Genomic DNA, 22133 nt, shown 5'->3' with positions numbered 1-22133 from the left:
CAAGGGAATCGCAAAACCGAATTGCAGGAAAACAGTGTCCAAATACCGCTAATCCTGCAATTCCAAACCTGCCGTCCGCCTTAATCAACATGCCAGATCAATGACTTGCGAATAGTTCACGGCCGACTATATAATCGCCAAACCGCCCGAATGATTTGATTTGTGGTGCTGCCCATCTTTGCCGACTTCCGCTGCCGAGAGAGAGTGCGGCGGCCGCACCTTAGTGTCCAGTACGACTTTGACCCAGCCCCAAACCCACCGAATGAATGCCGCACCTTACTGCGAGCCGGTCGCTCGAAACTCGTCTGACAGAAGCCTGGCCAGGTGGTCGCGGCTCAGGCTCAATGTCTCTTTCAGAAACCACAGGAAGTTGCGCGGGCCATCTGACGGCAAGCCACTTTCCTCTGCCTGAGTGATTACCGCGCGCTGGCGCTCTATCCGCTCTTCAATCTCGCGGATATGCTGCTCGACACGTTCGATGTCTTCCCGGATGCTCATGCCTCATGATGGCGACGCAGACAGACAAAAGCCAGCGCGATCAAGCCCTCCACCGACGGATCGATAGGGAATCCTCGCAAGCGGGACATTCGAAACGATGGCTCGAGCGAAGATTAGCTCTTGCTAAGCATATACCTCGGCGGCAATCATCGCGATGAGAGGGATCTTGCCATGACCCGCGATCAGATGCTCGCCCACCTCCGATCCGCCGACGCCGTCGCGCGCGATGCGGCGGCGCATGGGCATCATCCGTTCGGTTGCGTGCTGGTCGGCCCGGACGATCGCGTGCTCATGCGGCAGGGCAATCTCGACACGGTGCGCCATGCCGAGACCGAGCTGGCCCGGCGCGCCGCGGCGGCCTACGAGCCGGAGTTCCTGTGGCAATGCACGCTGGTCTCAACCGGTGAGCCTTGCGCGATGTGCGCCGGCACGATGTATTGGGCGAACATCGGGCGGCTGGTCTACGGCTTCGAGGAGACCGATCTCCTGGCGCTCACCGGGAATCACGCGGAGAACCCGACGATGAGCCTGCCCTCGCGCGCCGTATTCGCCTCCGGCCAGAAAAAGATCGAGGTCTTCGGCCCCTTTCCCGAGATCGCGGACGAGATGCTCGCCCCGCACCGCGATTTCTGGAAGCGCTGATGAGCCGGCTTAGGCCGCTCCAACCATATCAGAATCGGGCAGTCCGGCCGCTCGTCGCCATGGCAGGCCTGGTCAGCGTCTGCAAGCGTCGCTGTGTTGCTCTGAATCTATAGCCGTTCCCTTTCCATCGGGAACCATCTGCTATTCGCGCCCGTTGCTGCGGTGGATCGGTTCGAGGACGTTTGATGAGAGCGCGCATCGATGTGATCACCCTGGCGGTAGCCGATTTCGAGCGGGCGCTCGCCTTCTACCGGGCGCTCGGGCTGCAGTCTGCCGGTGTTACCGCAACTGAGTTCGCGGGCGACGATACGCACCCCGCAGGCGCAATCGTCATGTTCCACCTCGACGGCGGTCAAATCCTCGCCCTTTACCCGCGTAGTGAACTCGCTAAAGACGCGGGCATCGCACCCGAGCCACCGCGTAGCGGGGAGTTCAGCCTCGGCCATATCGTCGAGACCCGGCGGGAAGTGGACGAGCTCCTAGGCAAAGCCAAAGCGGCTGGAGCACTTGTCACGGAACTGCATGACAGACCCTGGGGCATCTACTCCGGCTACTTTCGTGACCCGGACGGACATCTGTGGGAAATCATCCATAACCCAAACACGTAGCGGGCGAAAAGCGCGGCTCTCCGCCTTCCCGCTCTGGCAGCAGTTTGCTTGAGGCTTGCCCTGGCCTACGCCTGCAACGCCTTTTCGTCCGCCGTCCCTCCAGCCATGTCATCCAGGATCGGGCAGTCCGGCCGCTCGTCGCCGTGGCAGGCCTGGATCAGCGTCTGCAGCGTCGAGCGCATCGACTGCAATTCGCGCACCTTCTCCTCGATCGCCCTGACATGGGCGGCGGCGATCTCGCGCACATCGTGGCTGGCGCGGTCGCGGTCCTGGTAGAGCGCCATCAGCTGCCTGCAATCGTCGATTGAGAAGCCGAGATTGCGCGCGCGGCGCAGGAAGGCGAGCCTGTGGATGTCGTCGCCGGAGTAGTCGCGATAGCCGTTCCCGGTCCGTGCCGGACGGATCAGCCCGATCTCCTCATAGTAGCGGATGGTCTTGGCCGGCAGGCCGGAACGCTCGGCGGCATCACCGACATTCATGGCGCTCTCCTCGGGTCCCAGACGGCCCTTTAAGCCGCCTCATTGATTTTGTTTCACAATCCTGTGAAGCATGTTGCGGAAATGCCGCAGTTCGGCACTTACCGGCGCGTAAGGTCTTGCATATAGGCAGTGCGCGCTTGGCAAGCAAAAGAAATGCCAGCATGAATGATGGCAAGAAAGCGGCCGACTCGTGCCGCTGACATCGAGGCGGGGCGTCGGACCTATTCATGCGCTTGAAGTCATTTGCAATCGTCGCCGCCCTTGCGCTGTCGACCGCGATCAGCGGGTGCAGCACCATCGGCGGACAGTTGTTCACCAACAACTATGGCGCGATGACCGATGCCGGCTATCAGCTGCCGCGCATCCCGATCGAGAAGGTTCCCGCCAGGTACCACCGCCAGGAAGTTCGGTATGACTCTTCGGAGAAGCCGGGCACCATCATCGTCGATACCCAGAACAAGTTCCTCTACTTCATCGAGGGCGACGGCATGGCGATGCGCTACGGCATCGGCGTCGGCCGCGAGGGCTTCGAGTGGCACGGCACCGCCCATATCGCGCTGAAGCGCGAATGGCCGACCTGGACGCCGCCTTCGCAGATGATCAAGCGCCAGCCCGAGCTTGCCAAGTTCGCCGACGGCATGGAGCCGGGTCTGAAGAACCCGCTCGGCGCGCGCGCCATGTATCTCTTCAACAAGGGCGGCGACATGGGCTACCGCCTGCATGGCAGCCCGGAGTGGTTCTCGATCGGCAAGGCGATGTCGTCGGGCTGCATCCGGCTGATGAACCAGGACATTATCGATCTTTACGACCGCACGTCGGTCGGCGCCAAGGTCATCGTGTTGTGATCACGAAGGCCGAGGCCAAAAGCTTTCGCAAGCGGACCGTCTAGGCAACAACAAGACGTCCAAAAACAGAAAACCGGGCTGTTGGGGCCCGGTTTTTTGTTTTTGCTATTGGGATCTGGCCTATCCCGTGACGGCAGGCCGAGAAAGTCTCAGGCGACCTGCTCGACCTGCTGCACTTCCGGGACAAAGTGGCGAAGCAGGTTCTGGATGCCGTGCTTCAGTGTCGCCGTCGACGAGGGGCAGCCGGCGCAGGCGCCCTTCATGTGCAGGAACACGGTGCCGTTCTCGAAGCCGCGGAAGGTGATGTCGCCGCCGTCCTGGGCAACGGCCGGGCGCACCCGGGTGTCGAGCAGCTCCTTGATGGTCAGCACCAGTTCCTCGTCGGCCTTGTCGTAGAACTCGCCGGTCTCGCCGGCTTCGCTCGCCGGCGCCGTCGAGGCCATGACCGGCGCGCCGGACATGAAGTGTTCCATGATGGCGCCGAGGATGGCGGGCTTCAGGTGCTGCCAGTCGGGGCCGTCCTTGGTCACGGTGATGAAATCATAGCCGAAGAAGACACCGGTGACGCCCGGGATCTCGAACAGCCGGCCGGCCAGCGGCGAGGCCTCAGCCGCGGCTTCGGCGTTGCGGAAATCGGCCGTGCCATCGCGCAGCACTTCCTTGCCCGGCAGGAATTTCAGCGTCGCCGGGTTCGGCGTCGATTCGGTCTGGATGAACATGGGGTATCTCCAAGCCCTTCCTGGGCCGATAGTTTGGAATAATTCTAAATAGGCTCTATCGGCTGGACATTCAAGCGAAACGCATCGCCCGAACGGCTGGCTGGCGGAATGTTTTTGCCATGACGGGATGTCGCATCCTTGACAGCCCTTATCCTCCGACTTCGACGGTCAGTTGTCCACTCGTCCGCAGGACATTGACCTCGGCTGCGTCATTGGTTCGCCGGAATTCGAGATCGGCGCTGCCCTTGCCGACACGCAGCCCGCGAAGCTCGATGCGGTTCACAAAACCGGGCAGTCGCGGCCGCACGATCCGCAGTTCGTTCGCGAAGGCATCCGGTTCCAGGCCAAGGCAGACCGTCAGCAGGAACGGCACTGCTCCGGCTGCCCAGGCCTGCGGGTGACAGGCGACGGGATAGTGTACCGGCACCTGGAAATCCGCGCGCGGAAAGCCCGCCATCGCTTCGGGCAGCCTGTGATGACGAAAGTGCATCGCTGCCTCGGCGATGGCCGTGAAGATACGCAACGCTGCGTCGTCTTCGCCATATTCCCGGCAACCGGCCGCCACCAGCGCATTGTCGTGCGGCCAGACGGTTCCGAGGTGGTAGCCGACGGGATTATAGCGCCGCTCCGAGGTGGCGAGCGTGCGCACGCCCCAGCCATTGAACATGTCGTCCTGCATCAACCGTGCCACCGACCGGCGGCCCTTGTCGCGGTCGGCGATACCGCACCACAGCGCATGTCCGGGGTTCGAGGAAACGACCGCGGCCTGACGGCTTCTTGCCTCCAGCGCGAGGGCGAAGATGCCCTGATCCTCGCACCAGAAGTCGCGGTTGAAGCGTATTCGGAGCCTGTCGGCCTCTTGGCGAAGCTGCCTTGCGCGATCGGCGTCGCGATTGCGCTCATAGAGGTCGGCGATGGCCCGTTTGGCGGCAAAGACATAGCCCTGCACCTCGACAAGGGCGATCGGCGGTTTGGCGATGCCGCCATTGGCCCTGACGATCGCATCGCCCGAATCCTTCCAGCCCTGGTTGACGAGGCCCTCGGCGGACCCGCATCGATACTTCAGATAGCCCTCGCCGTGATCGTCTCCGGCCTTGGCGATCCAACCCAATGCCTTTTCCACCGGTACCTGCAATTCGCGGAACAGGCCGAGATCGCCGGTCCAGGCGGCATGACGGCCGAGAAGCAGCAGGAAAAGCGGGGTGGCGTCCACCGTGCCGTAGAACCTGGCATGGGGGACGTCGCCTGCGCGCGCCAACTCGCCGACGCGCAGTTCGTGCAGGATCTTGCCCGGCTGTTCCTCCCGCCATCGATCCGTCCGGCTTCCCTGATAGCTGGCGAGGAGGCGCAGCGTCTGGGCGGCGATCTCCGGCTGAAAGGCCAGCATTTCCAGTGCGACGATCAGGCTGTCGCGACCGAACAGGGCAACGAACCAGGGCACGCCGGCGGCAAAGTATTCGCGGCTCCCCAATTCCGAACGCAACATCGCGACATCGCGCAGCGATCTGTCCACAATGCTGTTGAGCAGGAGGCTGTCGCTGTCGAGTTTCGTATGCTGTCCCAGCCATTCTTCGGAGCTCGTCTCGAGTTTGCCGGCAAGGCGATCGAGCGGGGCCGCCGGGCGCTGGTTCAATTGCTCGGCCTCGGCGTCCTCCGGTTGTTCCTTCAGCTCGATCGTGATCGCGATGGTTCGGGTAGCGCCCGCCGGCACGTCGATGCGGAATTCGGCCGTCGTCTTGTGCGTGGCATCGGGCCGGGGCGAGAATGCGATCGTCGCCATTCTGCGGAGCCGGTCGGCGCCGCGATATGCGAAATGCAGTCGGCCATTCCTCCAGGCAGGCCGTTCGGCCGTGCCGAGATTTTGCTCCACCAGCCCGCGCACGTTGAAGATGTCCTCGAAGCCGGCGCCGAACTGCAAGGTCAGCGGAAAGTCGTGCGCCTCGTGTCCGAGATTCTGGACGGTCATCACTTCCCTCACGCAGGCCTGTTCGGCATCCAGGACGCGCTCCCAGCGAATGCCGAGTTCGTCCTTCGGGATCAATCGGCCCTGCTTGGAATGCAGGTCCGGATTGGTCAGTTCGAAAAGTGCCGCGTAGCCCTTCTGCGCGGTCGAGGCCAGGACGACCGGTGCCAGGCCCGCCAGGGCCATCTGATAGCCGCCGATAAAACGGCAGTCGTGAAAATAGAGGCCGAAGCCGTGTCCGCCCGTCACGGGTATCTGCGCATCCGAGGCGATGACGTAATAGGCGTCGAGGCTCTTGACGGTGATTGCGCCGGCGATGCTGTCGACCATGGCCGGATGGCCCTTGGCGAGCACGCGAAGCTTGCGCTCTTGCTGCGCATGAGGTGTCTGCCGGGCTTTTTCCTGGGCTCGTGCTGACCGCGAGCGCGGCTGCGCCGAGTCCTCGGCACCGGTGTTTTTCGCCCTCGATGTTCCGCTTCGGGCTGTCCATTGCTTAGGCTTGGCCATCGGCCCTCCACTGGAATGTCGCACGTGACAATTCCAAATGGCGCGCCGCAAGCGCCAGCCAAGGGTAGCATGGTTTGGCTTCGATCGGAGGGGGCACTGGGAATTTAGGGCGGAAAGCCAGGCTTCTGCTGGAAGACCTTCACAAATCAGGCCAGGCTGTCGAGCTCTTCGTCGGACAGATTCTGCGGCACAACCGTGACGGGAATCGGGAAGGCGGCACCCTTGCCGGCCACTGCGCCGACCAGCGGCCCCGGGCCTTCCTTGCCGGCGCCGGCCGCCAGCACCAGGATCGCGATGTCCTGGTCGTCCTCGATCAGCTTGTGGATCTCTTCGGTCGGCTTGCCTTCGCGTACCACCAGCTCCGGCTCGATCCCGACATCCTGGCGCACCTTGTTGGCGTAACCGTCGAGCGCCGCGCGCGCAGTCGCGTTTGCTTCCTCGCGCATGATTTTTTCCACCCCCAGCCAGTGCTGGAAGTCGTCCGGCTCGATGACATAGAGCAGCACCAGCACGCCGCTGGTATGCTGCGCCCGCTTCGAGGCGTAGGCGACGGCGCGCTCGCATTCGGGCGTGTCGTCGATGATCGCCAGGAACTTGCGGCGATGGCCGGCTTCGCGGCTGAGGCGTTTGGAGACCATGTCTATCTGCTCGGTATGGTTTCGGCCACAATCTGCCACCGCCGCGACCCGGCGGCAAGCCGCCGGCCGGCGCGGCGGTGATCCAGCAACACCGGTCGATCAGTCCTGAAGCAGGCCGATGATGTCGCGCACTGTCTTCATCGTGCCCTCGGCGATCGCCCGCGCCCGATCGCCGCCATCCCTGAGCACGGCGTCGACATAGGCGCGATCACCCTCGATGCGGCGCATCTCGGAAGCGATCGGCGCCAGCTTCTCCACGGCAAGATCGGCAAGCGCCGGCTTGAACACGGAGAACTGCTGGCCGCCATATTCCTTCAACACGTCTTCCTTCGAGATCTCCGCGAGGCCGGCATAGATGCCGACCAGGTTTTCCGCCTCGGGCCGGCTTTCCAGCCCGTCGAGCTCGCTCGGCAAGGCCTCCGGGTCGGTCTTGGCCTTGCGGATCTTCTTCGAGATGGTGTCGACATCGTCGGTCAGGTTGATGCGCGACAGATCCGACGGGTCGGACTTCGACATCTTCTTCGAGCCGTCGCGAAGGCTCATGATGCGCGCCGCCGGACCGCCGATGACCGGTTCGGTGATCGGGAAATAGCCGTTGACGGTTTCCTCGCCTATCCTCATCTCGACGCCGACGCCAAGTGCGGCGATCTTCTCGGAGAAATCGTTGTTGAATTTCTGGGCGATGTCGCGGGTCAGCTCGAGATGCTGCTTCTGGTCCTCGCCGACCGGCACATGGGTGGCGCGGTAGAGCAGGATATCGGCCGCCATCAGGCTCGGATAGGCGAGCAGGCCGAGCGAGGCGTTCTCGCGGTCCTTGCCGGCTTTGTCCTTGAACTGCGTCATCCGGTACATCCAGCCGATGCGCGCCACGCAGTTGAAGATCCAGGCAAGCTCGGCGTGCTGCATGACCCGCGACTGGTTGAAGACGATATGCTTCTTCGGGTCGATGCCGGAGGCGAGGAACGCGGCGGTGATCGAGCGGGTCTGATCGCCAAGGTCCTGATGGACGAGCTGCGCCGTCAGCGAATGCATGTCGACGACGCAATAGATGCAGTCGGACTGCTCCTGGAGGGCGACGAATTTCTTTATGGCGCCGAGATAATTGCCGAGATGTAGGTTGCCGGTCGGCTGGACGCCAGAAAAGACGAGTGGCTTGAAGGCGGACATGGTTTCCTCATGGCTTGTGGAGGGCCGTATAAGCATGATTTCCAAAAAGTTGCAGACTTTTTGGAGCCAATCATGCGGCTGGAAACCGCGCGCGGCGAAAGTCTTGCGACGGCGCGCTTATGGACGAAGGCGACCGCACTATCAAGAGGCGCGCAGGTGGGCTGGCTGCGGCCATCGGCATGTTGACATTTCAGTATAGAAGCTACATTTTCTGAGCTACATCAGGGAATGAAGCGATGACTATCAACATCAATAACCAGGAAGCCGACAGGTTGACGCGCGCTTTCGCCAAAGCTGAAGGCGTCGGCATCACCGAGGCAATCGTGATCGCCATGCGCGAAGCCCTGGAGCGTCGGCGCAATCTCGAGACGCCCTTGGAGACGGCGGCACGACTGCGGGCCGAATTTGGGATCAAGCTCAGCGCACAGGCGCGCAAGCCGTTGCCGCGGTCCGTCTATGACGAACTTTCCGGCGACGATTGATGTTTGTCGACGCTGCAGCCATCGTGGCGATCCTGAGCGACGAGGTGGAAGCTGAGCGATGCGCGCAGGCCGTCCTGAAGGCGTCGGCGCCGTTCACGTCGGCGATAGCCGTTTGGGAGGCCGCGATGGCGCTGGCACGGCCAGAAAAACTGGCGATACCGGTCGCCAGAAGCGCGGAAATTGTGAACCGCTTTCTTGAACAACGGGCAATTGCCTTGCGCGAGCTTCCGCCAGCGCCCGAAGCCGCATCATTATCCGTAGAAGCCGCGTCGCGGTTTCGCAACAACGCCATCCGTCTGAACCTGGCGGACTGCTTCCACTACGCTTGCGCGCGCTACTACGCCGCTCCGATGCTTTCTACGGCGAACGAGTTCCGGCTCACCGATCTGGAGACCGTTCCGTGACCGGCGGCATACTCTTGGCCGACCCCCGCCTCACGTTCCTGCGGATCATGCCGAAATCGGCGCCGCCGGTGCCGAAGGCAGTGATGAAGTAGAGCAGCGCGCCGCCGGCGACGAGGCCGAGCACCGTCGTCGCCTTGACGACCAGAGGCGAGCCCGGCCCGATCCTTGCGGCGAAATAGTGCTCGGCGAAATAGAGCGCCGTGGCCATCACCATCGCTGACAGCACCAGCCTGGGGATACGCTTCAGCAGCGGTACGTCGCGGCCCCAATGGCCGCGCCTGATCAGCATGCCGAGCAGCATCAGCGCGTTGATCCAGCCGGCGACGGCCGACGCCACCGCGATGCCCGGCGCGCCCATCGACGGGAACAGGCTGAGCGCCGTTGCGACGTTCACCCCGACCGAGATGGCGGCGAAGATCATCGGCGTGCGCGTGTCCTCGCGCGCGAAATAGCCGGGCGTAAAGGCTTTGATCAAAACGAAGGCCGGCAGGCCGAGGCCGAAGATCGCCAGAATCGCCGCCACCGTCGGCGTCGAATGGTTGGCGGCAAAGGCGCCGCGCTCATAGACCAGCCGCACGATCGGTTCCGACATCACCCAAAGCGCCGCGGCTGCCGGCAACGTCATGAACAAGGTGAACTCGACCGAACGGTTCTGCAGATTGGCGGCCTCGACAAGATTGCCCGATTTCAATGCCCGCGACAGTTCGGGCAAGAGGACGATGGCGACGGCCACGCCGACGACGCCGAGCGGCAACTGGTAGATGCGGTCGGCATAGGCAAGCGACGACACGGCGCTGTTCTGCGCCGAGGCGATCGCCGTGCCGATCAGCTGGTTGATCTGCGTGATGCCGCCGGTGATCGCCGCCGGCAGCGCCAGGATCAGCAGCCGCTTGACGTTCGGCGTCATTTTCGGCCGGCGGAAGCCGATCGAGATGCCGGCATTGCGCACCGCGATCCAGACGATCGCAAGCTGTACGATGCCCGCCGCCAGCACGCCCCAGGAGAGGCCGAAGCCGACATCATGCGCGTCCAGCCCGTGATACCAGGCATAGGCGAGCACGCCGATCAGGATGATGTTGAGGAAGGCGGGCGCGATCGCCGCCGCGAAATAGCGGCGCAGCGAGTTCAGCATGCCGGCCATCATGGCGCCGAGCGACATGCAGATCAGGTACGGGAACATGATCGTCGCCAGCCGGACGGTCGTCTCGAACTTGCCCGGAATGTCGGCAAAGCCCGGCGCCACCAGGTAGCGCACGATCAGCGGCATCGCGAGTTCCATGGCGATGGTCAGCGCCAAGAGCGCCGAAAACAGCACGCCGAACACTTCCTCCGAAAAGCGCTTGGCGCCCTCGTTGCCGTGCTGCTCGATCTCCTTGGCGAACAGCGGCACGAAAGCGGCGTTGAAGGCGCCTTCGGCAAACAGCCGGCGGAAGGTGTTGGGGAACTGGAAGGCGGCGTTGAAGGCGTCGGCGACCGGCCCGGTGCCCAGCGCCGCCGCCATCAGCATCTCGCGGCCGAAACCCAGCGCGCGGCTCATCAGCGTGCCGGAAGCGACGGTGGCGAATTTCTTGACCAGGCTCATGCTTGGGACGACTGCCAGGGAAATTGCGTCAAATGGATGGTCACTCGGCCGCCGCCTTGGCCTTGCCGTTGCGTTCGGACGAATTGCCTTCCAACGTTTCGATCAGCCGCTTGTGGATGGTGGCGGTGCGCGTCGGGCTGTCGATCTTCTGGCCGGTCAGGTCGGTGACGTAGAACGTATCGATGACCTTCTCGCCGAAGGTCGTGATATGCGCCGATGCGATGTCGAGCGAAAGGTCGGACAGCGTTCCGGTGATCTCCGACAGCAGGCCCGGCCGGTCCAGCCCCTCGACCTCGATCACCGAGAAGCGGTTCGACAAGGTATTGCGGATCTCGGCGCGCGGCTGGATGCGGAAGGCCTTGGCGCCGCGCTTCGGCCTGGTGCGCTTCTCGATCATCTCGGGCAGCCAGCTCTTGCCCGACAGCACGTCCTCGATCAGCCGGCCGACACGCTCGGCGCGGCGGCGCTCGTCCTCGTCGAGGTCGAATTCCCTGGAGATCAGGATGGAGTCCAGCGCGCGTCCGTCCGAAGTGGTGAAGATCTGCGCATCGACGATGTTGCCGCCGGCCGCGGCACATGCCCCCGCAATGATCGAAAGCAGGCGCGGATGGTCCGGCGCCAGCACGGTGATCTCGGTCACCGCCTCGAACTCATGCGTCTTGACCATGGTGGCGAGCTTCTTGTCGGCGGCATCCGCCTCGCGGACAAATTCGGCATGGCGAAGCTGGTCGGACAGGTCGACCGCAAGCAGGTAGTTCTCGTAATGCTGCGCGACATAGCGCTTGCGCTCCTTGGCCGGCCAGCTGGACAGCGCCTCTGCCAGCCTTTCGCGTGCCGCGGCGGTGCGCTCGGCACGCGACACTTCCGAGAAGCCGCCGGTCAGAAGCAGTTCGGTCTCGAAATAGAGCGTGCGCAGCAACTGGCCCTTCCAGCCGTTCCAGACACCCGGCCCGACGCCCCTGATGTCGCAGACGGTGAGAATCAAAAGCAGCTTCAGCCGCTCGACCGACTGCACGATCGAGGCGAAATCCTCGATTGTCTTGCGGTCATTGAGGTCGCGCGTCTGCGCAGTCATCGACATGACGAGATGGTTCTCGACCAGCCAGGCGACGGTCTCGGTGTCGGCGGCCGACAGCCCCATATGCGGGCAGATGCGCCGCGCGATTTTGGCGCCGGCTTCCGAATGGTCTTCCGGCCGGCCCTTGGCGATGTCGTGCAGCAGCACCGCGACATAGAGAGCCTCGCGGCTTTTCTTCAGCCCCGGCATCAGCGAATGCGACAGCGGATGCACTTTGGCGCCGTCGCCGCGCTCGATCTCGGCCAGCACGCCGATGCAGCGGATCAGATGCTCGTCCACCGTATAGTGGTGGTACATCGAGAACTGCATCATGGCGACGATCTTGCCGAAGTCGGGGATCAGCCGGCCAAGCAAGCCGGCCTCGTTCATGCGCCTGAGGTTGAGCTCGGCATAGCGGTCCGAGGTCAGGATATCGAGGAACAGCCGGTTGGCCTCCTCGTCGCGCCGCAGCGACTTGTTGACGAGGCCGAGCGAGCGGGTGAGCAGCTTCAGCGCATCGGGATGAAACTCCAGCCCGTGCTTGTCGGCGAACCAGAAGAGTCTCAGCAGATTGACCGGATCGCGCTCGAACACGCTGTCGTCGGCGATGTTGATGCGGTGGTTGTCGACGATGAAGTCGGAGGTCCCTGCAAGCTTGCGCTTGCGGCGCTGGAAGGTGAGGAAGATGCGGTTGAAGCCGGGCACGTGCTTGGCCTGTTCTTCCTCGAGCGCCGCGCAGAAGATGCGGGTGAGGTCGCCGACATCCTTGGCGACGAGGAAATAGTGCTTCATGAAGCGCTCGACCGCCGACAGGCCGGGATGCGTCGTATAGCCCAGACGCTCGGCGATCTCGCGCTGGATGTCGAAATGCAGCCGCTCTTCCGCCTTGCCGGTGAGGAAATGCATGTGGCAGCGCACTGCCCACAGGAAGTCCTCGGTCTTCTGGAACTCGCGATACTCGGCCTCGGTGAAGACACCCTTCTCGACCAGCTCCTCGCCGGTGCGCACGCGATAGAAATATTTGCCGATCCAGAACAGCGTCTGCAGGTCGCGCAGGCCGCCCTTGCCGTCCTTGACGTTGGGTTCGACAAGGTAGCGGCTCTCGCCGGCCTTGGCGTGGCGCTCGTCGCGCTCGGCGAGCTTGGCCTGCACATATTCCGGCCCGGTCGTGCGCACCACTTCATGGTCGAAGCGGGTGAGCAGCTCGTCATAGAGCTTGTGTTCGCCCCACAGGAATCGCGCTTCCAGGATCGAAGTGCGTATGGTGATGTCGCTGCGCGACAGTCGCAGGCATTCATCGATGTTGCGGGTGGCGTGGCCCACCTTCAGCCCCATGTCCCACAGCATGTAGAGCATGTATTCGACAATCTGTTCGCCCCACGGCGTCTGCTTGTAGGGCAGCAGGAAAAGCAGGTCGATGTCGGAGCCCGGAGCCAGCGTGCCGCGGCCATAGCCGCCGACCGCGACAACGGCCATGCGTTCGGCGGCAGAGCGGTTCTTGACCCGGTAGACATGCGTGGCCGCGAAATCGTAAAGCGCCCTGATCAGCTCATCCATCAGATGCGAGAGCCGCTCGGCACAGGCATTGCCGCCGCCGTCTTGCTTCAGCATGGCCTCGGCGATCTTCCGGCCCTCGGCCAGCCTGCCCTTGAGCAGCTGGAGCACGGCCGTGCGCGTTGCTTTGTCGGAGCCGTCGCCGGCGCTCGCCGCCGTCAGCGCGGTCAAGTCGCGGCGCAAGGCGTCGCCATCAATGATTTCGTCGAGTTTCAGGGAGATCTTTGCCATTCGGCGGCGTCTATAACCTGTTTTCGCGGCTCTGTGTATGGGGCGGGCCGCCGCGTTTCCAGCGGCGCCGATGAACGCCATGCGAAGCAGGACGGCGAAAGCTGGAAAAATCCAAACCGCCCCTTGACCTTCCAGTTACTGGAAGCACTACCTCGGCCTCAAGTTCGAAATTTGGGGCCTGATCATGAGCCATTCCGATCACCATCACCATCATGCGCATGACGGAGCCTGCTGCTCAGCGAAGGGTGCCGCGACCGCCGCCGAAGCGGTGATTCGCGACCCTGTCTGCGGCATGACGGTCGATCCGGCGGCCGGCAAGCCGACAGCCGAACACAGCGGCCGGACGTTTCATTTCTGCAGTGAGCGCTGCCGCACGAAATTCCAGGCCGAGCCGGAAGCATATCTTTCCGCCACCGACCCCGTCTGCGGCATGAGCGTCGATCGGGCGAGCGCCAGGCACTTTCTGCGCCATGAAGGCCAGGGGTTCTATTTCTGCTCCGCTGGTTGCAAGGGCAAATTCGAGGCGGAGCCGGCAAAATACCTTGCCGGCCGGCCCGAGCCGCAGCCGATGCCCAAGGGCATGCAATACACCTGCCCGATGCATCCCGAGATCGTTCGCGACAAGCCCGGTTCCTGCCCGATCTGCGGCATGGCGCTGGAGCCGATGGGCGTGCCGACGGGCGACGAAGGCCCGAATCCCGAACTCGTCGATTTCACGCGCCGGTTCTGGGTCAGCGCGGTGCTCTCCGTGCCCCTCCTGATCATCGCCATGGCGCCGATGCTGGGCTTCAGCTTCGAAACCTTCATCGACGGTCGCACCAAGACCTGGATAGAGTTGGCGCTGGCGAGCCCTGTGGTGCTGTGGGCGGCGTTCCCGTTCTTCCATCGCGGCTGGGAATCGATCCTCAACCGCAGCCCCAATATGTGGACACTGATTTCGCTCGGCGTCGGCGCGGCTTATCTGTTCAGCCTTGTCGCGACGCTATTCCCGGACGTCTTCCCGCAGCAGTTCCGCGGCCATGACGGCGCCGTGCCGGTCTATTTCGAGGCCGCCGCCGTCATCGTCGCTCTGGTCTTCCTCGGCCAGGTTCTGGAACTGCGCGCCCGTGAGCGCACGGGTTCGGCCATTCGCGCGCTGTTGGACCTTGCGCCAAAGACGGCGCGGCTGATCGGCGCCGACGGCTCCGAGAAGGACGTGCCGCTCGACAGTGTCAAGGCGGGGGACCGGCTCCGTGTCCGTCCCGGCGACGCCGTGCCGGTCGACGGCATCGTGCTGGAGGGCCGCTCGGCGATCGACGAATCGATGATCACCGGCGAACCGCTTCCGGTCGAAAAGACGGAGGGCGACGCGCTTACCGGCGGCACGCTGAACAAAAACGGCTCGCTGGTCATGAGCGCCGAAAAGGTCGGTGCCGAGACCACGCTGTCGCGCATCGTCGAGCTGGTCGCCAAGGCGCAGCGCTCACGCGCCCCGATTCAGGGGTTGGCCGACCGCGTGTCCTTCTATTTCGTCCCGGCCGTCGTATTGGTGGCGGTCCTCGCCTTCATCGCCTGGTCGGTCCTCGGTCCCGAGCCGAGCCTGATCTTCGCCATCGTCTCGGCGGTGTCGGTGCTGATCATCGCCTGTCCCTGCGCGCTTGGCCTCGCGACTCCGATGTCGATCATGACGGCGACCGGGCGCGGCGCGCAGGCCGGCGTGCTGATCAAGGAAGCGGCGGCGCTGGAGCGCTTCGCCTCGGTCGACACGCTGATCGTCGACAAGACCGGCACGCTGACCGAAGGCAAGCCGCGTCTCACCGATGTCGTTGCGGCAGAAGGCATCGATGAGAACGAGTTGCTGCGCCTCGCCGCCTCGCTCGAAAAGGGCTCGGAGCATCCGCTGGCCGAGGCGATCGCCGAGGGTGCCGCCAGGCGTGGCCTGAAGCTGGCCGACGCGACCGATTTCGAAGCCGTCACCGGCAAGGGCGTCTCGGGTACGGTTTCGGGCAGGAAGGTCGCGCTCGGCAATGTAGCGATGATGGCGGACCTCGGCGTCGAAACGTCGGCGGCCAATGCCGAGGCGATGCAAAGCGAAGGCAAGACAGCCATGTTCGTTGCCGTCGACGGCAGGTTTGCCGGCATCGTCGCTGTAGCCGATCCCGTAAAGGCAACGACGGCCGACGCGATCAAGGCTCTGCACGACAAAGGCCTGCGCATCATCATGGCCACAGGCGACAATGAGCGCACCGCGAAGGCCATCGCCGGCAGGCTCGGCATCGACGATATCCGTGCCGGCCTGCTGCCCGACGGCAAGAGCGCGCTGGTGAAGGAACTGCGCGGCAAGGGTGCCGTCGTTGCGATGGCCGGCGACGGCGTCAACGATGCGCCGGCGCTTGCCAGCGCCGATGTCGGCATCGCCATGGGCACTGGTGCCGATGTCGCGGTCGAGAGCGCTGGCATCACCCTGGTCAAGGGCGACCTCAACGGCATCGCCAGGGCCCGCACGCTGGCCCAGGCGACGCTCCGCAACATCCGCCAGAACCTATTCTTCGCCTTCCTCTACAACGTGCTCGGCGTGCCGGTCGCGGCCGGCGTGCTCTATCCGCTCACCGGCACCCTGCTGTCGCCGATGCTGGCGGCGGCGGCGATGAGTCTGTCCTCGGTGTCCGTCATTGCGAACGCCTTGCGGCTGAGGACGTTGAAACTCTGAGCAAAACTCCCAGATACGCAATCCAACCAGAAGGAGATCCTGAATGACCCTGGCCAAGAAAATCGTGCTGCTGCTGATGGCCGCCGGAATGCTACTTGCCGTGTTCCTCGAAAGTGTGCCGGCGCAAGCGGAAGAGATGAAGCACGACATGTCCAAGATGGCGATGGGCGCCCAGAGCCCGGCTACCGTCGGCTACGAGGCGGCGATGAAAAAGATGCACAAGGACATGATGATCAAATACACCGGCAATGCCGATGTCGACTTCGTCCGCGGCATGATCCCGCATCATCAGGGCGCCATCGACATGGCCAAAATTGTGCTGGCCAACGGCAAGGACCCGGAAATCCGCAAGCTTGCCGAAGGTGTCGTCACGGCGCAGGAAGCCGAGATCAAGGAAATGCAGGACTGGCTAGCCAAGCATCGGTGAAGTAGCCACCCCGGGGAATCCGGATGGCCAGGAGCCTTCGGTCTGGATTTCCGCCCTTCGATCTGGATTTCCGACTGCGGCTGTGCTGCGATCCGGCTTCACGCGGAGAAAGCCATGCCCTCGTCAATCAGAACCTTGAAGCTGCCGTCCGGCGAAGCCGTTCCGGTGCTGGGTCAAGGCACCTGGAAAATGGGTGAGGATCGCCGCCGCCGCGCCGATGAGGTCGCGGCGCTGAAGCTTGGGCTCGATCTCGGCGTCACGCTGATCGACACCGCCGAAATGTATGCCAGCGGCGGCGCCGAGGAAGTGGTGGCCGAGGCCATCGCCGGGCGCCGCGACGAAACCTTCCTGGTTTCCAAGGTGCTGCCGACCAATGCCTCGCACGCCGGCGTGAAACGCGCCTGCGAGAACAGCCTGAAGCGGCTCGCCACCGACCGCATCGATCTCTATCTGCTGCATTGGCCGGGCAGCGTGCCGCTGACCGAAACCGTCGAGGCTTTCGAGGCGCTGAAGGCCGAAGGCAAGATCCGCCACTGGGGCGTCAGCAATTTCGACACCGACGAGATGGAGGAGCTTGTCGGCCTGCCGCACGGCGGCAACGTCCAGACCAATCAGGTCCTCTACAATCTGTCACGGCGCGGCACCGAATTCGACCTCTCGCCTTGGAGCCTCAAACGCGGCATTCCGCTGATGGCCTATTCGCCGGTGGAGCAGGGCGCGCTCGCGCGCAATACCAGGCTGGAAGTCGTGGCCTCTCGCCACAACGCCACTGCCGCCCAGGTCGCTCTTGCCTGGGTGATGACGCGGCAAGGCGTCATCGCCATCCCGAAGGCCGGCCGGCAGGAGCACGTCCGCCAGAACGCCGCCGCGCTCGACATCAAGCTGACGCCTGAGGATTTCGCGGATCTCGACCGCGCCTTCCCGCCGCCGACGCGCAAGCGCGGCCTGGAAATGATCTAATCGAAAACCTCACTTCGGAATGTGCGGTTGAAAGAGAGCAAGCGTTGGAACGAATCTCAACCGGACCGCATCACACGACTTACCAGGTCGGAGACATCAGGGTCACGTCGCTGCGCGACGGCTATGTCGACATGCCGACCGGACGATTGCGCCAGCCGGGAGACAGGACATTCGGCGGTGACCTTCCTGCGCAGGTGTCACTCGTCGACGGTGCGCTCAGGCTGTCCGTCAACGCTTTTGCGATCGACGACGGTCATGAAATCACGCTGATCGACACAGGGTCCTCGAACGCCTGGCACCCGACGATGGGACATCTTCCGCAGGCGCTGAGCGAGGCGAAGATCGCCGTCGATCGGATACGCACGGTTGTCTTCACCCACACCCATCTCGACCATATCCACGGGCTCGTCCTTCCGGATGGCCGGGACGGGTTCCCGCAGCTCTCCCGCTTGCTTGTCCCTCGGCCTGAACTCGACGTGTTCCGGTCGGAAGCGAGGTTGAGCCGCTTCCACGATCGAGCACAACCTTTGGACCCGGGACAGCGCCTGAGCGCGAACATCAAGGCGATCGCCGCGCCCGGCCATGAAATCGGCCACACCTGCTTTCGCGTCACGAGCGGCGGCGAAACATTGCTGGTCTGGGGCGACACCGTGCATGTGCCGTCGCTTCAGTTCGATCGGCCGGAAGTCGCATGGGAATTCGACGCCGACCAGGAACAGGCTCGGGCGAGCCGGCTGCGGATATTGGCTCTTGCCGCCGACAACGCCTATTGCGTTGCAGGAGCACACCTCGATTCACCGGGCGTCGGCCGGATTTCCCGAACCGACACAGGCTTCCGCTTCGAACCGTTGTAGGAACGGAGCTTAGATCTTTGCAGGTAGCCCAAGCCGCTTCCGCAGTCGCCGCAATGCCCTTGAAAACACATCGATGTCATCAGCGGCGCGGGCAAGCGTGAGTGCGCCCTGGATGGCGGCCACGGTTTCCTCGGCCAACTCGCTGGCCTCGACCGTTCCGAGCCCCATTCGCGCCAGCGTTTCGGCGAGACGTATGATCCAGCGGCCGAAATAGTCCCTTATTTGGCCGGCGAACAGGTCGCGGGATTCGTCCAGCGCAAAGGCGCCGATCAGGCAAACCCGGCGCCCCGAGCGGAAGTAGCTATCCGTCGCCGTGAGCATGTGCTCGATCCCGGCCAAAGGGTCGGAACTGTCGCACAGGGGCGCAAAGACATTGTCCTCGAACCAGCCGTCGATATGAGCGATGACGGCGCGCCCCATCTCTTCCTTGCCGCCGGGAAAGAAGTGGTAAAGGCTCCCCTTGCCAAGCCCCGTCGCCTCGCCGATCAAGGCCAGGCTGGCGCCCTCATAACCATGCTCGCGGAAAACCTCCGCAATGATCCCCAGCAGTTGGTCTCGGTCGGGCGCGATGCGCCGCATGCGCTCTAGAGTCCCAGCTCCGAAAGACCGGGATGGTCGTCCGGCCGGCGACCGAGCGGCCAATGATATTTCCGCTCGCGCTCCGTGATAGGCAGGTCGTTGATGCTCGCCACGCGACGGCGCATCAGCCCGGCCTCGTCGAATTCCCAATTCTCGTTGCCATAGGAGCGGAACCAGTGGCCGCTGTCGTCATGCCACTCATAGGCAAAGCGCACAGCGATGCGGTTGCCGTTCCAGGTCCACACCTCCTTAATCAGGCGATAGTCGAGCTCGCGCGCCCATTTACGCTTGAGGAAGTCGACGATTTCGCCGCGGCCGGCGACGAATTCTGCCCGGTTCCGCCAGATGCTGTCCTCGGTATAGGCGAGCGAAACGCGCTCCGGATCGCGGCTGTTCCAGCCATCCTCCGCGATCCGCGCCTTTTGCGCTGCTGTCTCGGCCGTGAATGGCGGCAATGGCGGACGGCTCATTGGATCTCCTGTCGCTTTAGGTCATCTACAAGCGACATTGTACCGAGCGGTACAATGAGTCAAGGGCAAGCTAACGCTATTGCTTGGTCGCCAGCCCTTTCAGCCGGTAGAGCGCCTCCAGCGCCTCGCGAGGCGTCATCTCGTCGGGATTGATCGCGCCGAGCGCCTCGCCCAGCGCATCGCTCTTGGTGGGTTTCGGCGCCTCGCGCTTCACCGCAACCGAAAACAGCGGCAGGTCGTCGACCAGGCGGTTGGTCTTGCCCGAAACCTCGCCTTCCTCGAGCTGGTGGAGAACTTGCCTGGCGCGGCCCACCACCGCTTCCGGCAGGCCGGCGAGCCGCGCCACCTGCACGCCGTAGGAGCGGTCGGCCGCCCCCTTGCCGACTTCGTGCAGGAAGACGACGTCGCCTTCCCATTCCTTGACCCGCATGGTGACGTTGTGAAGCCGGGACAGCTTGCCGGCCAGCGCCGTCATTTCGTGGAAATGCGTGGCGAAGATCGCCCGGCAGCGGTTCTTCTCATGCAGGTATTCCACCGCCGCCCAGGCGATCGACAAGCCGTCGAAGGTCGCGGTGCCGCGGCCGATCTCGTCGAGGATCACCAATGCCCGCTCGCCGGCCTGGTTGAGGATCGCCGCCGTCTCGACCATCTCGACCATGAAGGTCGAGCGGCCGCGCGCCAGATCGTCCGAGGCGCCGACGCGCGAGAACAGCCGGTCGACGATGCCGATATGGGCGCTTTGCGCCGGCACGAAGGAGCCGGTCTGGGCAAGGATGGCGATCAACGCGTTCTGACGCAGGAAGGTCGATTTACCGCCCATGTTGGGGCCCGTGAGCAGCCAGATGGCGCCGTTTCTGGCGCCACCCTCTGGTGACAGGTCGCAATCATTGGCGACGAAAGGCCCTTCGCCCGAACGTCTGAGCGCCTGCTCGACGACGGGATGGCGGCCGCCCGAAATCTCGAAGGCGAGGCTGGCATCGACAACAGGCCGGCACCAGCCCTCGCTTTCGGAAAGCAGGGCCAGCGCGGATGAAACATCGAGAGCGGCAAGCGCCTCGGCGCCGGCACGGATACTGTTGGCTTCGCCCACGACTTCGGCAGTCAGCCGGTCGAAAGTGGCGAGCTCGATGCCGAGCGCCTTGTCAGCGGCATTGGCGATCTTCGATTCCAGTTCCGCCAGTTCGGTCGTCGTGAAGCGCATGGCGTTGGCCATGGTCTGGCGGTGGATGAAGCGCGCCTTGGCGGCATCGCTGCCGGTCATCACGCCATGGTGGTTGGCGGTCACCTCGATGTAATAGCCCAGTACGTTGTTGTGCCGGATTTTCAGCGAGCGGATGCCGGTCTCCTCGATCAGCGAGCGCTCCAGCCCGGCGATCACTTTTCGCGACGCGTCGCGCAACGCCCGCATCTCGTCGAGTTCGGCATGATAGCCGCTGCGCACGAAGCCGCCGTCGCGCTTGATCAGCGGCAACTCGTCGTCGAGCGCGTCGCTGAGATGGCGGGCAAGCGCCTCGGGCAAGGCGCGGATCGCGGCAAGCGCGGCGGCCAGCTCGGCGGGCAGGGCTGCCGCCGCGAACAATTCGGCGATCGCGCCGGCTGCCTCGAAGCCGGCGCGCAGCGCGCCCAGGTCGCGCGGTCCGCCGCGGTTGAGCGCCAGCCTGGACAACGCCCTCGGCATGTCGGCGACGCTTTTGAGGTTCGCCCGCAATCCCTGGCAGAGCCGCGTTTCGGAACGGAAGAAGGAGACCGAATCCAGCCGGGCAGCGATCGCCGCAGGATCGGTCAGCGGGGCCATCAACCGGTCGGCGAGCAGCCTTGCGCCGCCGCCAGTCACCGTGCGGTCGATCGCCTTGAACAGCGAGCCATCGCGGCTGCCGGACAGCGTGCGCAGCAATTCCAGATTGGCCCGCGTCGCCGGGTCGATGAACAGCGTCGAGCCCTGCTCCTCGCGCTCGGGGCGCGACAAGGGCGGGCGCTCGGCCTTCTGCGTCTTTTCGACATAGGCAATAGTGCCGGAGATCGCCGACAGCTCTGCGCGCGAGAACGTGCCGAAACTGTCCGGCGTCGCCACCTCGAAGAAGCGCGCGATGCGGCCCGTGGCCGAGGCAGAATCGAATAGCGAAGGCGGCTGCGGGCTGGCGACCCGGCCCAGCACGTCGAATACGGGCCTGAGCTCCGGATCGTGGAAAACCGGCTCGGCGACGATCAACTCGCGCGGATCGACGCGAAAAATGTCGGCAAGCAGTCGCTCCGCCGTCGTCTCGGCGACACGGAAGGCACCGGTCGAAATGTCGATCCAGGCCAGGGCAAAGCCGGCCTGGCTGGTCGCGGCGCCGCCACCTTTCACGCGACCGAGCGCCATCAGGAAGCTCGATTCCGAGGGCGCAAGCAGCTTGTCCTCGGTGATGGTGCCTGGCGTCACCAGCCGCATCACGTCGCGGCGCACCACCGATTTGGACCCGCGTTTCTTGGCCTCGGCCGGATCCTCGATCTGCTCGCAGACGGCAACGCGGAAGCCCTGAGCGATAAGCTTCTGCAGATAGTCGTCCGCGGCATGCACCGGCACGCCGCACATCGGGATATCCTGGCCCTGGTGTTTGCCCCGCTTGGTCAAGACGATGCCGAGCGCCTGGCTTGCCTTTTCGGCGTCGTCGAAGAACAGCTCGTAGAAATCGCCCATGCGGTAGAACAGAAGCGAATCCGGGTTGGCCGCCTTGATCTCGATGAACTGCTCCATCATCGGCGTGACGCCGCCCGCGGCGGGCGCCGGGGTCGTCG

At 64.0% G+C, this 22133-nt stretch carries 20 protein-coding genes; 9 read left to right on the top strand and 11 right to left on the bottom strand.

The genetic code is table 11. The features are described from left to right. Nucleotides 1-276: 276 nt before the first annotated feature. Nucleotides 277-498, bottom strand: coding sequence for a hypothetical protein (locus RFM68_RS30825; RefSeq protein WP_320236750.1), 222 nt, complete (start codon nt 496-498; stop codon nt 277-279). 171 nt (nt 499-669) lie between these two features. Between RFM68_RS30825 and RFM68_RS30820 the strand changes: the two genes are divergently transcribed. Together RFM68_RS30820 and RFM68_RS30815 are read left to right on the top strand one after the other, a co-directional pair. Continuing rightward, nucleotides 670-1140, top strand: a complete 471-nt coding sequence (locus RFM68_RS30820; RefSeq protein WP_320236749.1) for a nucleoside deaminase — start codon at nt 670-672, stop codon at nt 1138-1140. Nucleotides 1141-1325: 185 nt separating this feature from the next. Then, nucleotides 1326-1748 carry a VOC family protein gene (locus tag RFM68_RS30815; RefSeq protein ID WP_320236748.1) on the top strand — a complete coding sequence of 141 codons (423 nt, stop codon included), beginning with the start codon at nt 1326-1328 and terminating at the stop codon, nt 1746-1748. Nucleotides 1749-1813: 65 nt separating this feature from the next. Here RFM68_RS30815 and cueR read toward each other — a convergent pair whose 3' ends face one another. Then, nucleotides 1814-2227 carry a Cu(I)-responsive transcriptional regulator gene (cueR, locus tag RFM68_RS30810; protein WP_320236747.1) on the bottom strand — a complete coding sequence of 138 codons (414 nt, stop codon included), beginning with the start codon at nt 2225-2227 and terminating at the stop codon, nt 1814-1816. 227 nt (nt 2228-2454) lie between these two features. On the opposite strand from cueR, the gene RFM68_RS30805 reads away from it, so the two are divergent. Next, nucleotides 2455-3072, top strand: a complete 618-nt coding sequence (locus RFM68_RS30805) for a L,D-transpeptidase (RefSeq protein WP_320236746.1) — start codon at nt 2455-2457, stop codon at nt 3070-3072. Nucleotides 3073-3221: 149 nt separating this feature from the next. On the opposite strand, the gene RFM68_RS30800 is transcribed toward RFM68_RS30805, so the two are convergent. The 4 genes from RFM68_RS30800 to trpS all read right to left on the bottom strand — a co-directional run bounded on the left by RFM68_RS30800 (nt 3222) and on the right by trpS (nt 8066). Then, nucleotides 3222-3791 carry a NifU family protein gene (locus RFM68_RS30800; protein WP_320236745.1) on the bottom strand — a complete coding sequence of 190 codons (570 nt, stop codon included), beginning with the start codon at nt 3789-3791 and terminating at the stop codon, nt 3222-3224. A gap of 148 nt (nt 3792-3939) precedes the next feature. Further along, the gene (locus RFM68_RS30795; RefSeq protein ID WP_320236744.1) at nt 3940-6261 is read right to left on the bottom strand and encodes an amylo-alpha-1,6-glucosidase; all 2322 of its coding nucleotides are present in this window, start codon (nt 6259-6261) and stop codon (nt 3940-3942) included. 146 nt (nt 6262-6407) lie between these two features. Further along, nucleotides 6408-6899: a universal stress protein gene (locus tag RFM68_RS30790; protein ID WP_320236743.1), complete on the bottom strand. Its 492-nt coding sequence runs from the start codon at nt 6897-6899 to the stop codon at nt 6408-6410. Between the two features lie 99 nt (nt 6900-6998). Further along, complete coding sequence (trpS, locus tag RFM68_RS30785) at nt 6999-8066, bottom strand: tryptophan--tRNA ligase (protein ID WP_320236742.1); 1068 nt, start codon at nt 8064-8066, stop codon at nt 6999-7001. A gap of 236 nt (nt 8067-8302) precedes the next feature. On the opposite strand from trpS, the gene RFM68_RS30780 reads away from it, so the two are divergent. Then, on the top strand, nt 8303-8548 hold the full coding sequence (locus RFM68_RS30780) for a type II toxin-antitoxin system VapB family antitoxin (RefSeq protein ID WP_320236741.1): 246 nt from the start codon (nt 8303-8305) through the stop codon (nt 8546-8548). After that, entirely contained in the window at nt 8548-8952 is a 405-nt protein-coding gene (locus tag RFM68_RS30775) for a type II toxin-antitoxin system VapC family toxin (protein ID WP_320236740.1), read from the top strand. Before RFM68_RS30780 ends, RFM68_RS30775 begins: the two co-directional genes overlap by 1 nt. On the opposite strand, the gene murJ is transcribed toward RFM68_RS30775, so the two are convergent. Together murJ and RFM68_RS30765 are read right to left on the bottom strand one after the other, a co-directional pair. Then, on the bottom strand, nt 8927-10534 hold the full coding sequence (gene murJ, locus RFM68_RS30770) for a murein biosynthesis integral membrane protein MurJ (protein WP_320236739.1): 1608 nt from the start codon (nt 10532-10534) through the stop codon (nt 8927-8929). The two genes, RFM68_RS30775 and murJ, sit on opposite strands and share 26 nt — an antisense overlap. 40 nt (nt 10535-10574) lie before the next feature. Continuing rightward, nucleotides 10575-13376, bottom strand: a complete 2802-nt coding sequence (locus tag RFM68_RS30765) for a [protein-PII] uridylyltransferase (RefSeq protein ID WP_320236738.1) — start codon at nt 13374-13376, stop codon at nt 10575-10577. 184 nt (nt 13377-13560) lie between these two features. Here RFM68_RS30765 and RFM68_RS30760 point away from each other — a divergent pair, with 184 nt between their 5' ends. The 4 genes from RFM68_RS30760 (at nt 13561) to RFM68_RS30745 (ending at nt 18306) form a co-directional block, all read left to right on the top strand. Continuing rightward, nucleotides 13561-16065 (top strand): heavy metal translocating P-type ATPase, encoded by a 2505-nt coding sequence (locus RFM68_RS30760; protein WP_320236737.1) that lies wholly within the window; start codon nt 13561-13563, stop codon nt 16063-16065. 43 nt (nt 16066-16108) lie between these two features. Beyond that, a complete protein-coding gene (gene copM / locus RFM68_RS30755; protein ID WP_320236736.1) occupies nt 16109-16492 on the top strand; it encodes a CopM family metallochaperone in 384 nt (127 codons plus the stop codon). A 114-nt stretch (nt 16493-16606) separates the two neighbouring features. Further along, nucleotides 16607-17452, top strand: coding sequence for an aldo/keto reductase (locus tag RFM68_RS30750; RefSeq protein WP_320236735.1), 846 nt, complete (start codon nt 16607-16609; stop codon nt 17450-17452). Between the two features lie 44 nt (nt 17453-17496). Further along, a complete protein-coding gene (locus RFM68_RS30745; protein WP_320236734.1) occupies nt 17497-18306 on the top strand; it encodes an MBL fold metallo-hydrolase in 810 nt (269 codons plus the stop codon). Nucleotides 18307-18315: 9 nt separating this feature from the next. Here RFM68_RS30745 and RFM68_RS30740 read toward each other — a convergent pair whose 3' ends face one another. The 3 genes from RFM68_RS30740 to mutS form a co-directional block, all read right to left on the bottom strand. After that, the gene (locus RFM68_RS30740; protein ID WP_320236733.1) at nt 18316-18885 is read right to left on the bottom strand and encodes a TetR/AcrR family transcriptional regulator; all 570 of its coding nucleotides are present in this window, start codon (nt 18883-18885) and stop codon (nt 18316-18318) included. A 5-nt stretch (nt 18886-18890) separates the two neighbouring features. Next, nucleotides 18891-19355 (bottom strand): nuclear transport factor 2 family protein, encoded by a 465-nt coding sequence (locus RFM68_RS30735; RefSeq protein WP_320236732.1) that lies wholly within the window; start codon nt 19353-19355, stop codon nt 18891-18893. A gap of 76 nt (nt 19356-19431) precedes the next feature. Further along, nucleotides 19432-22095 (bottom strand): DNA mismatch repair protein MutS, encoded by a 2664-nt coding sequence (gene mutS, locus RFM68_RS30730; protein WP_320236753.1) that lies wholly within the window; start codon nt 22093-22095, stop codon nt 19432-19434. Nucleotides 22096-22133: the final 38 nt, after the last annotated feature.

The organism is Mesorhizobium montanum (assembly GCF_033977145.1).
GTDB lineage: Bacteria > Pseudomonadota > Alphaproteobacteria > Rhizobiales > Rhizobiaceae > Mesorhizobium > Mesorhizobium montanum.
This window is presented reverse-complemented; position numbering and strand designations above follow the sequence as displayed.

What these genes read in the sequence shown, in the direction of transcription:
- RFM68_RS30825 (WP_320236750.1), bottom strand. Translation starts at nt 498, where the DNA reads ATGAGCATCCGGGAAGACATCGAACGTGTCGAGCAGCATATCCGCGAG.
- RFM68_RS30820 (WP_320236749.1), top strand. Translation starts at nt 670, where the DNA reads ATGACCCGCGATCAGATGCTCGCCCACCTCCGATCCGCCGACGCCGTC.
- RFM68_RS30815 (WP_320236748.1), top strand. Translation starts at nt 1,326, where the DNA reads ATGAGAGCGCGCATCGATGTGATCACCCTGGCGGTAGCCGATTTCGAG.
- cueR (WP_320236747.1), bottom strand. Translation starts at nt 2,227, where the DNA reads ATGAATGTCGGTGATGCCGCCGAGCGTTCCGGCCTGCCGGCCAAGACC.
- RFM68_RS30805 (WP_320236746.1), top strand. Translation starts at nt 2,455, where the DNA reads ATGCGCTTGAAGTCATTTGCAATCGTCGCCGCCCTTGCGCTGTCGACC.
- RFM68_RS30800 (WP_320236745.1), bottom strand. Translation starts at nt 3,791, where the DNA reads ATGTTCATCCAGACCGAATCGACGCCGAACCCGGCGACGCTGAAATTC.
- RFM68_RS30795 (WP_320236744.1), bottom strand. Translation starts at nt 6,261, where the DNA reads ATGGCCAAGCCTAAGCAATGGACAGCCCGAAGCGGAACATCGAGGGCG.
- RFM68_RS30790 (WP_320236743.1), bottom strand. Translation starts at nt 6,899, where the DNA reads ATGGTCTCCAAACGCCTCAGCCGCGAAGCCGGCCATCGCCGCAAGTTC.
- trpS (WP_320236742.1), bottom strand. Translation starts at nt 8,066, where the DNA reads ATGTCCGCCTTCAAGCCACTCGTCTTTTCTGGCGTCCAGCCGACCGGC.
- RFM68_RS30780 (WP_320236741.1), top strand. Translation starts at nt 8,303, where the DNA reads ATGACTATCAACATCAATAACCAGGAAGCCGACAGGTTGACGCGCGCT.
- RFM68_RS30775 (WP_320236740.1), top strand. Translation starts at nt 8,548, where the DNA reads ATGTTTGTCGACGCTGCAGCCATCGTGGCGATCCTGAGCGACGAGGTG.
- murJ (WP_320236739.1), bottom strand. Translation starts at nt 10,534, where the DNA reads ATGAGCCTGGTCAAGAAATTCGCCACCGTCGCTTCCGGCACGCTGATG.
- RFM68_RS30765 (WP_320236738.1), bottom strand. Translation starts at nt 13,376, where the DNA reads ATGGCAAAGATCTCCCTGAAACTCGACGAAATCATTGATGGCGACGCC.
- RFM68_RS30760 (WP_320236737.1), top strand. Translation starts at nt 13,561, where the DNA reads ATGAGCCATTCCGATCACCATCACCATCATGCGCATGACGGAGCCTGC.
- copM (WP_320236736.1), top strand. Translation starts at nt 16,109, where the DNA reads ATGACCCTGGCCAAGAAAATCGTGCTGCTGCTGATGGCCGCCGGAATG.
- RFM68_RS30750 (WP_320236735.1), top strand. Translation starts at nt 16,607, where the DNA reads ATGCCCTCGTCAATCAGAACCTTGAAGCTGCCGTCCGGCGAAGCCGTT.
- RFM68_RS30740 (WP_320236733.1), bottom strand. Translation starts at nt 18,885, where the DNA reads ATGCGGCGCATCGCGCCCGACCGAGACCAACTGCTGGGGATCATTGCG.
- RFM68_RS30735 (WP_320236732.1), bottom strand. Translation starts at nt 19,355, where the DNA reads ATGAGCCGTCCGCCATTGCCGCCATTCACGGCCGAGACAGCAGCGCAA.
- mutS (WP_320236753.1), bottom strand. Translation starts at nt 22,095, where the DNA reads ATGATGGAGCAGTTCATCGAGATCAAGGCGGCCAACCCGGATTCGCTT.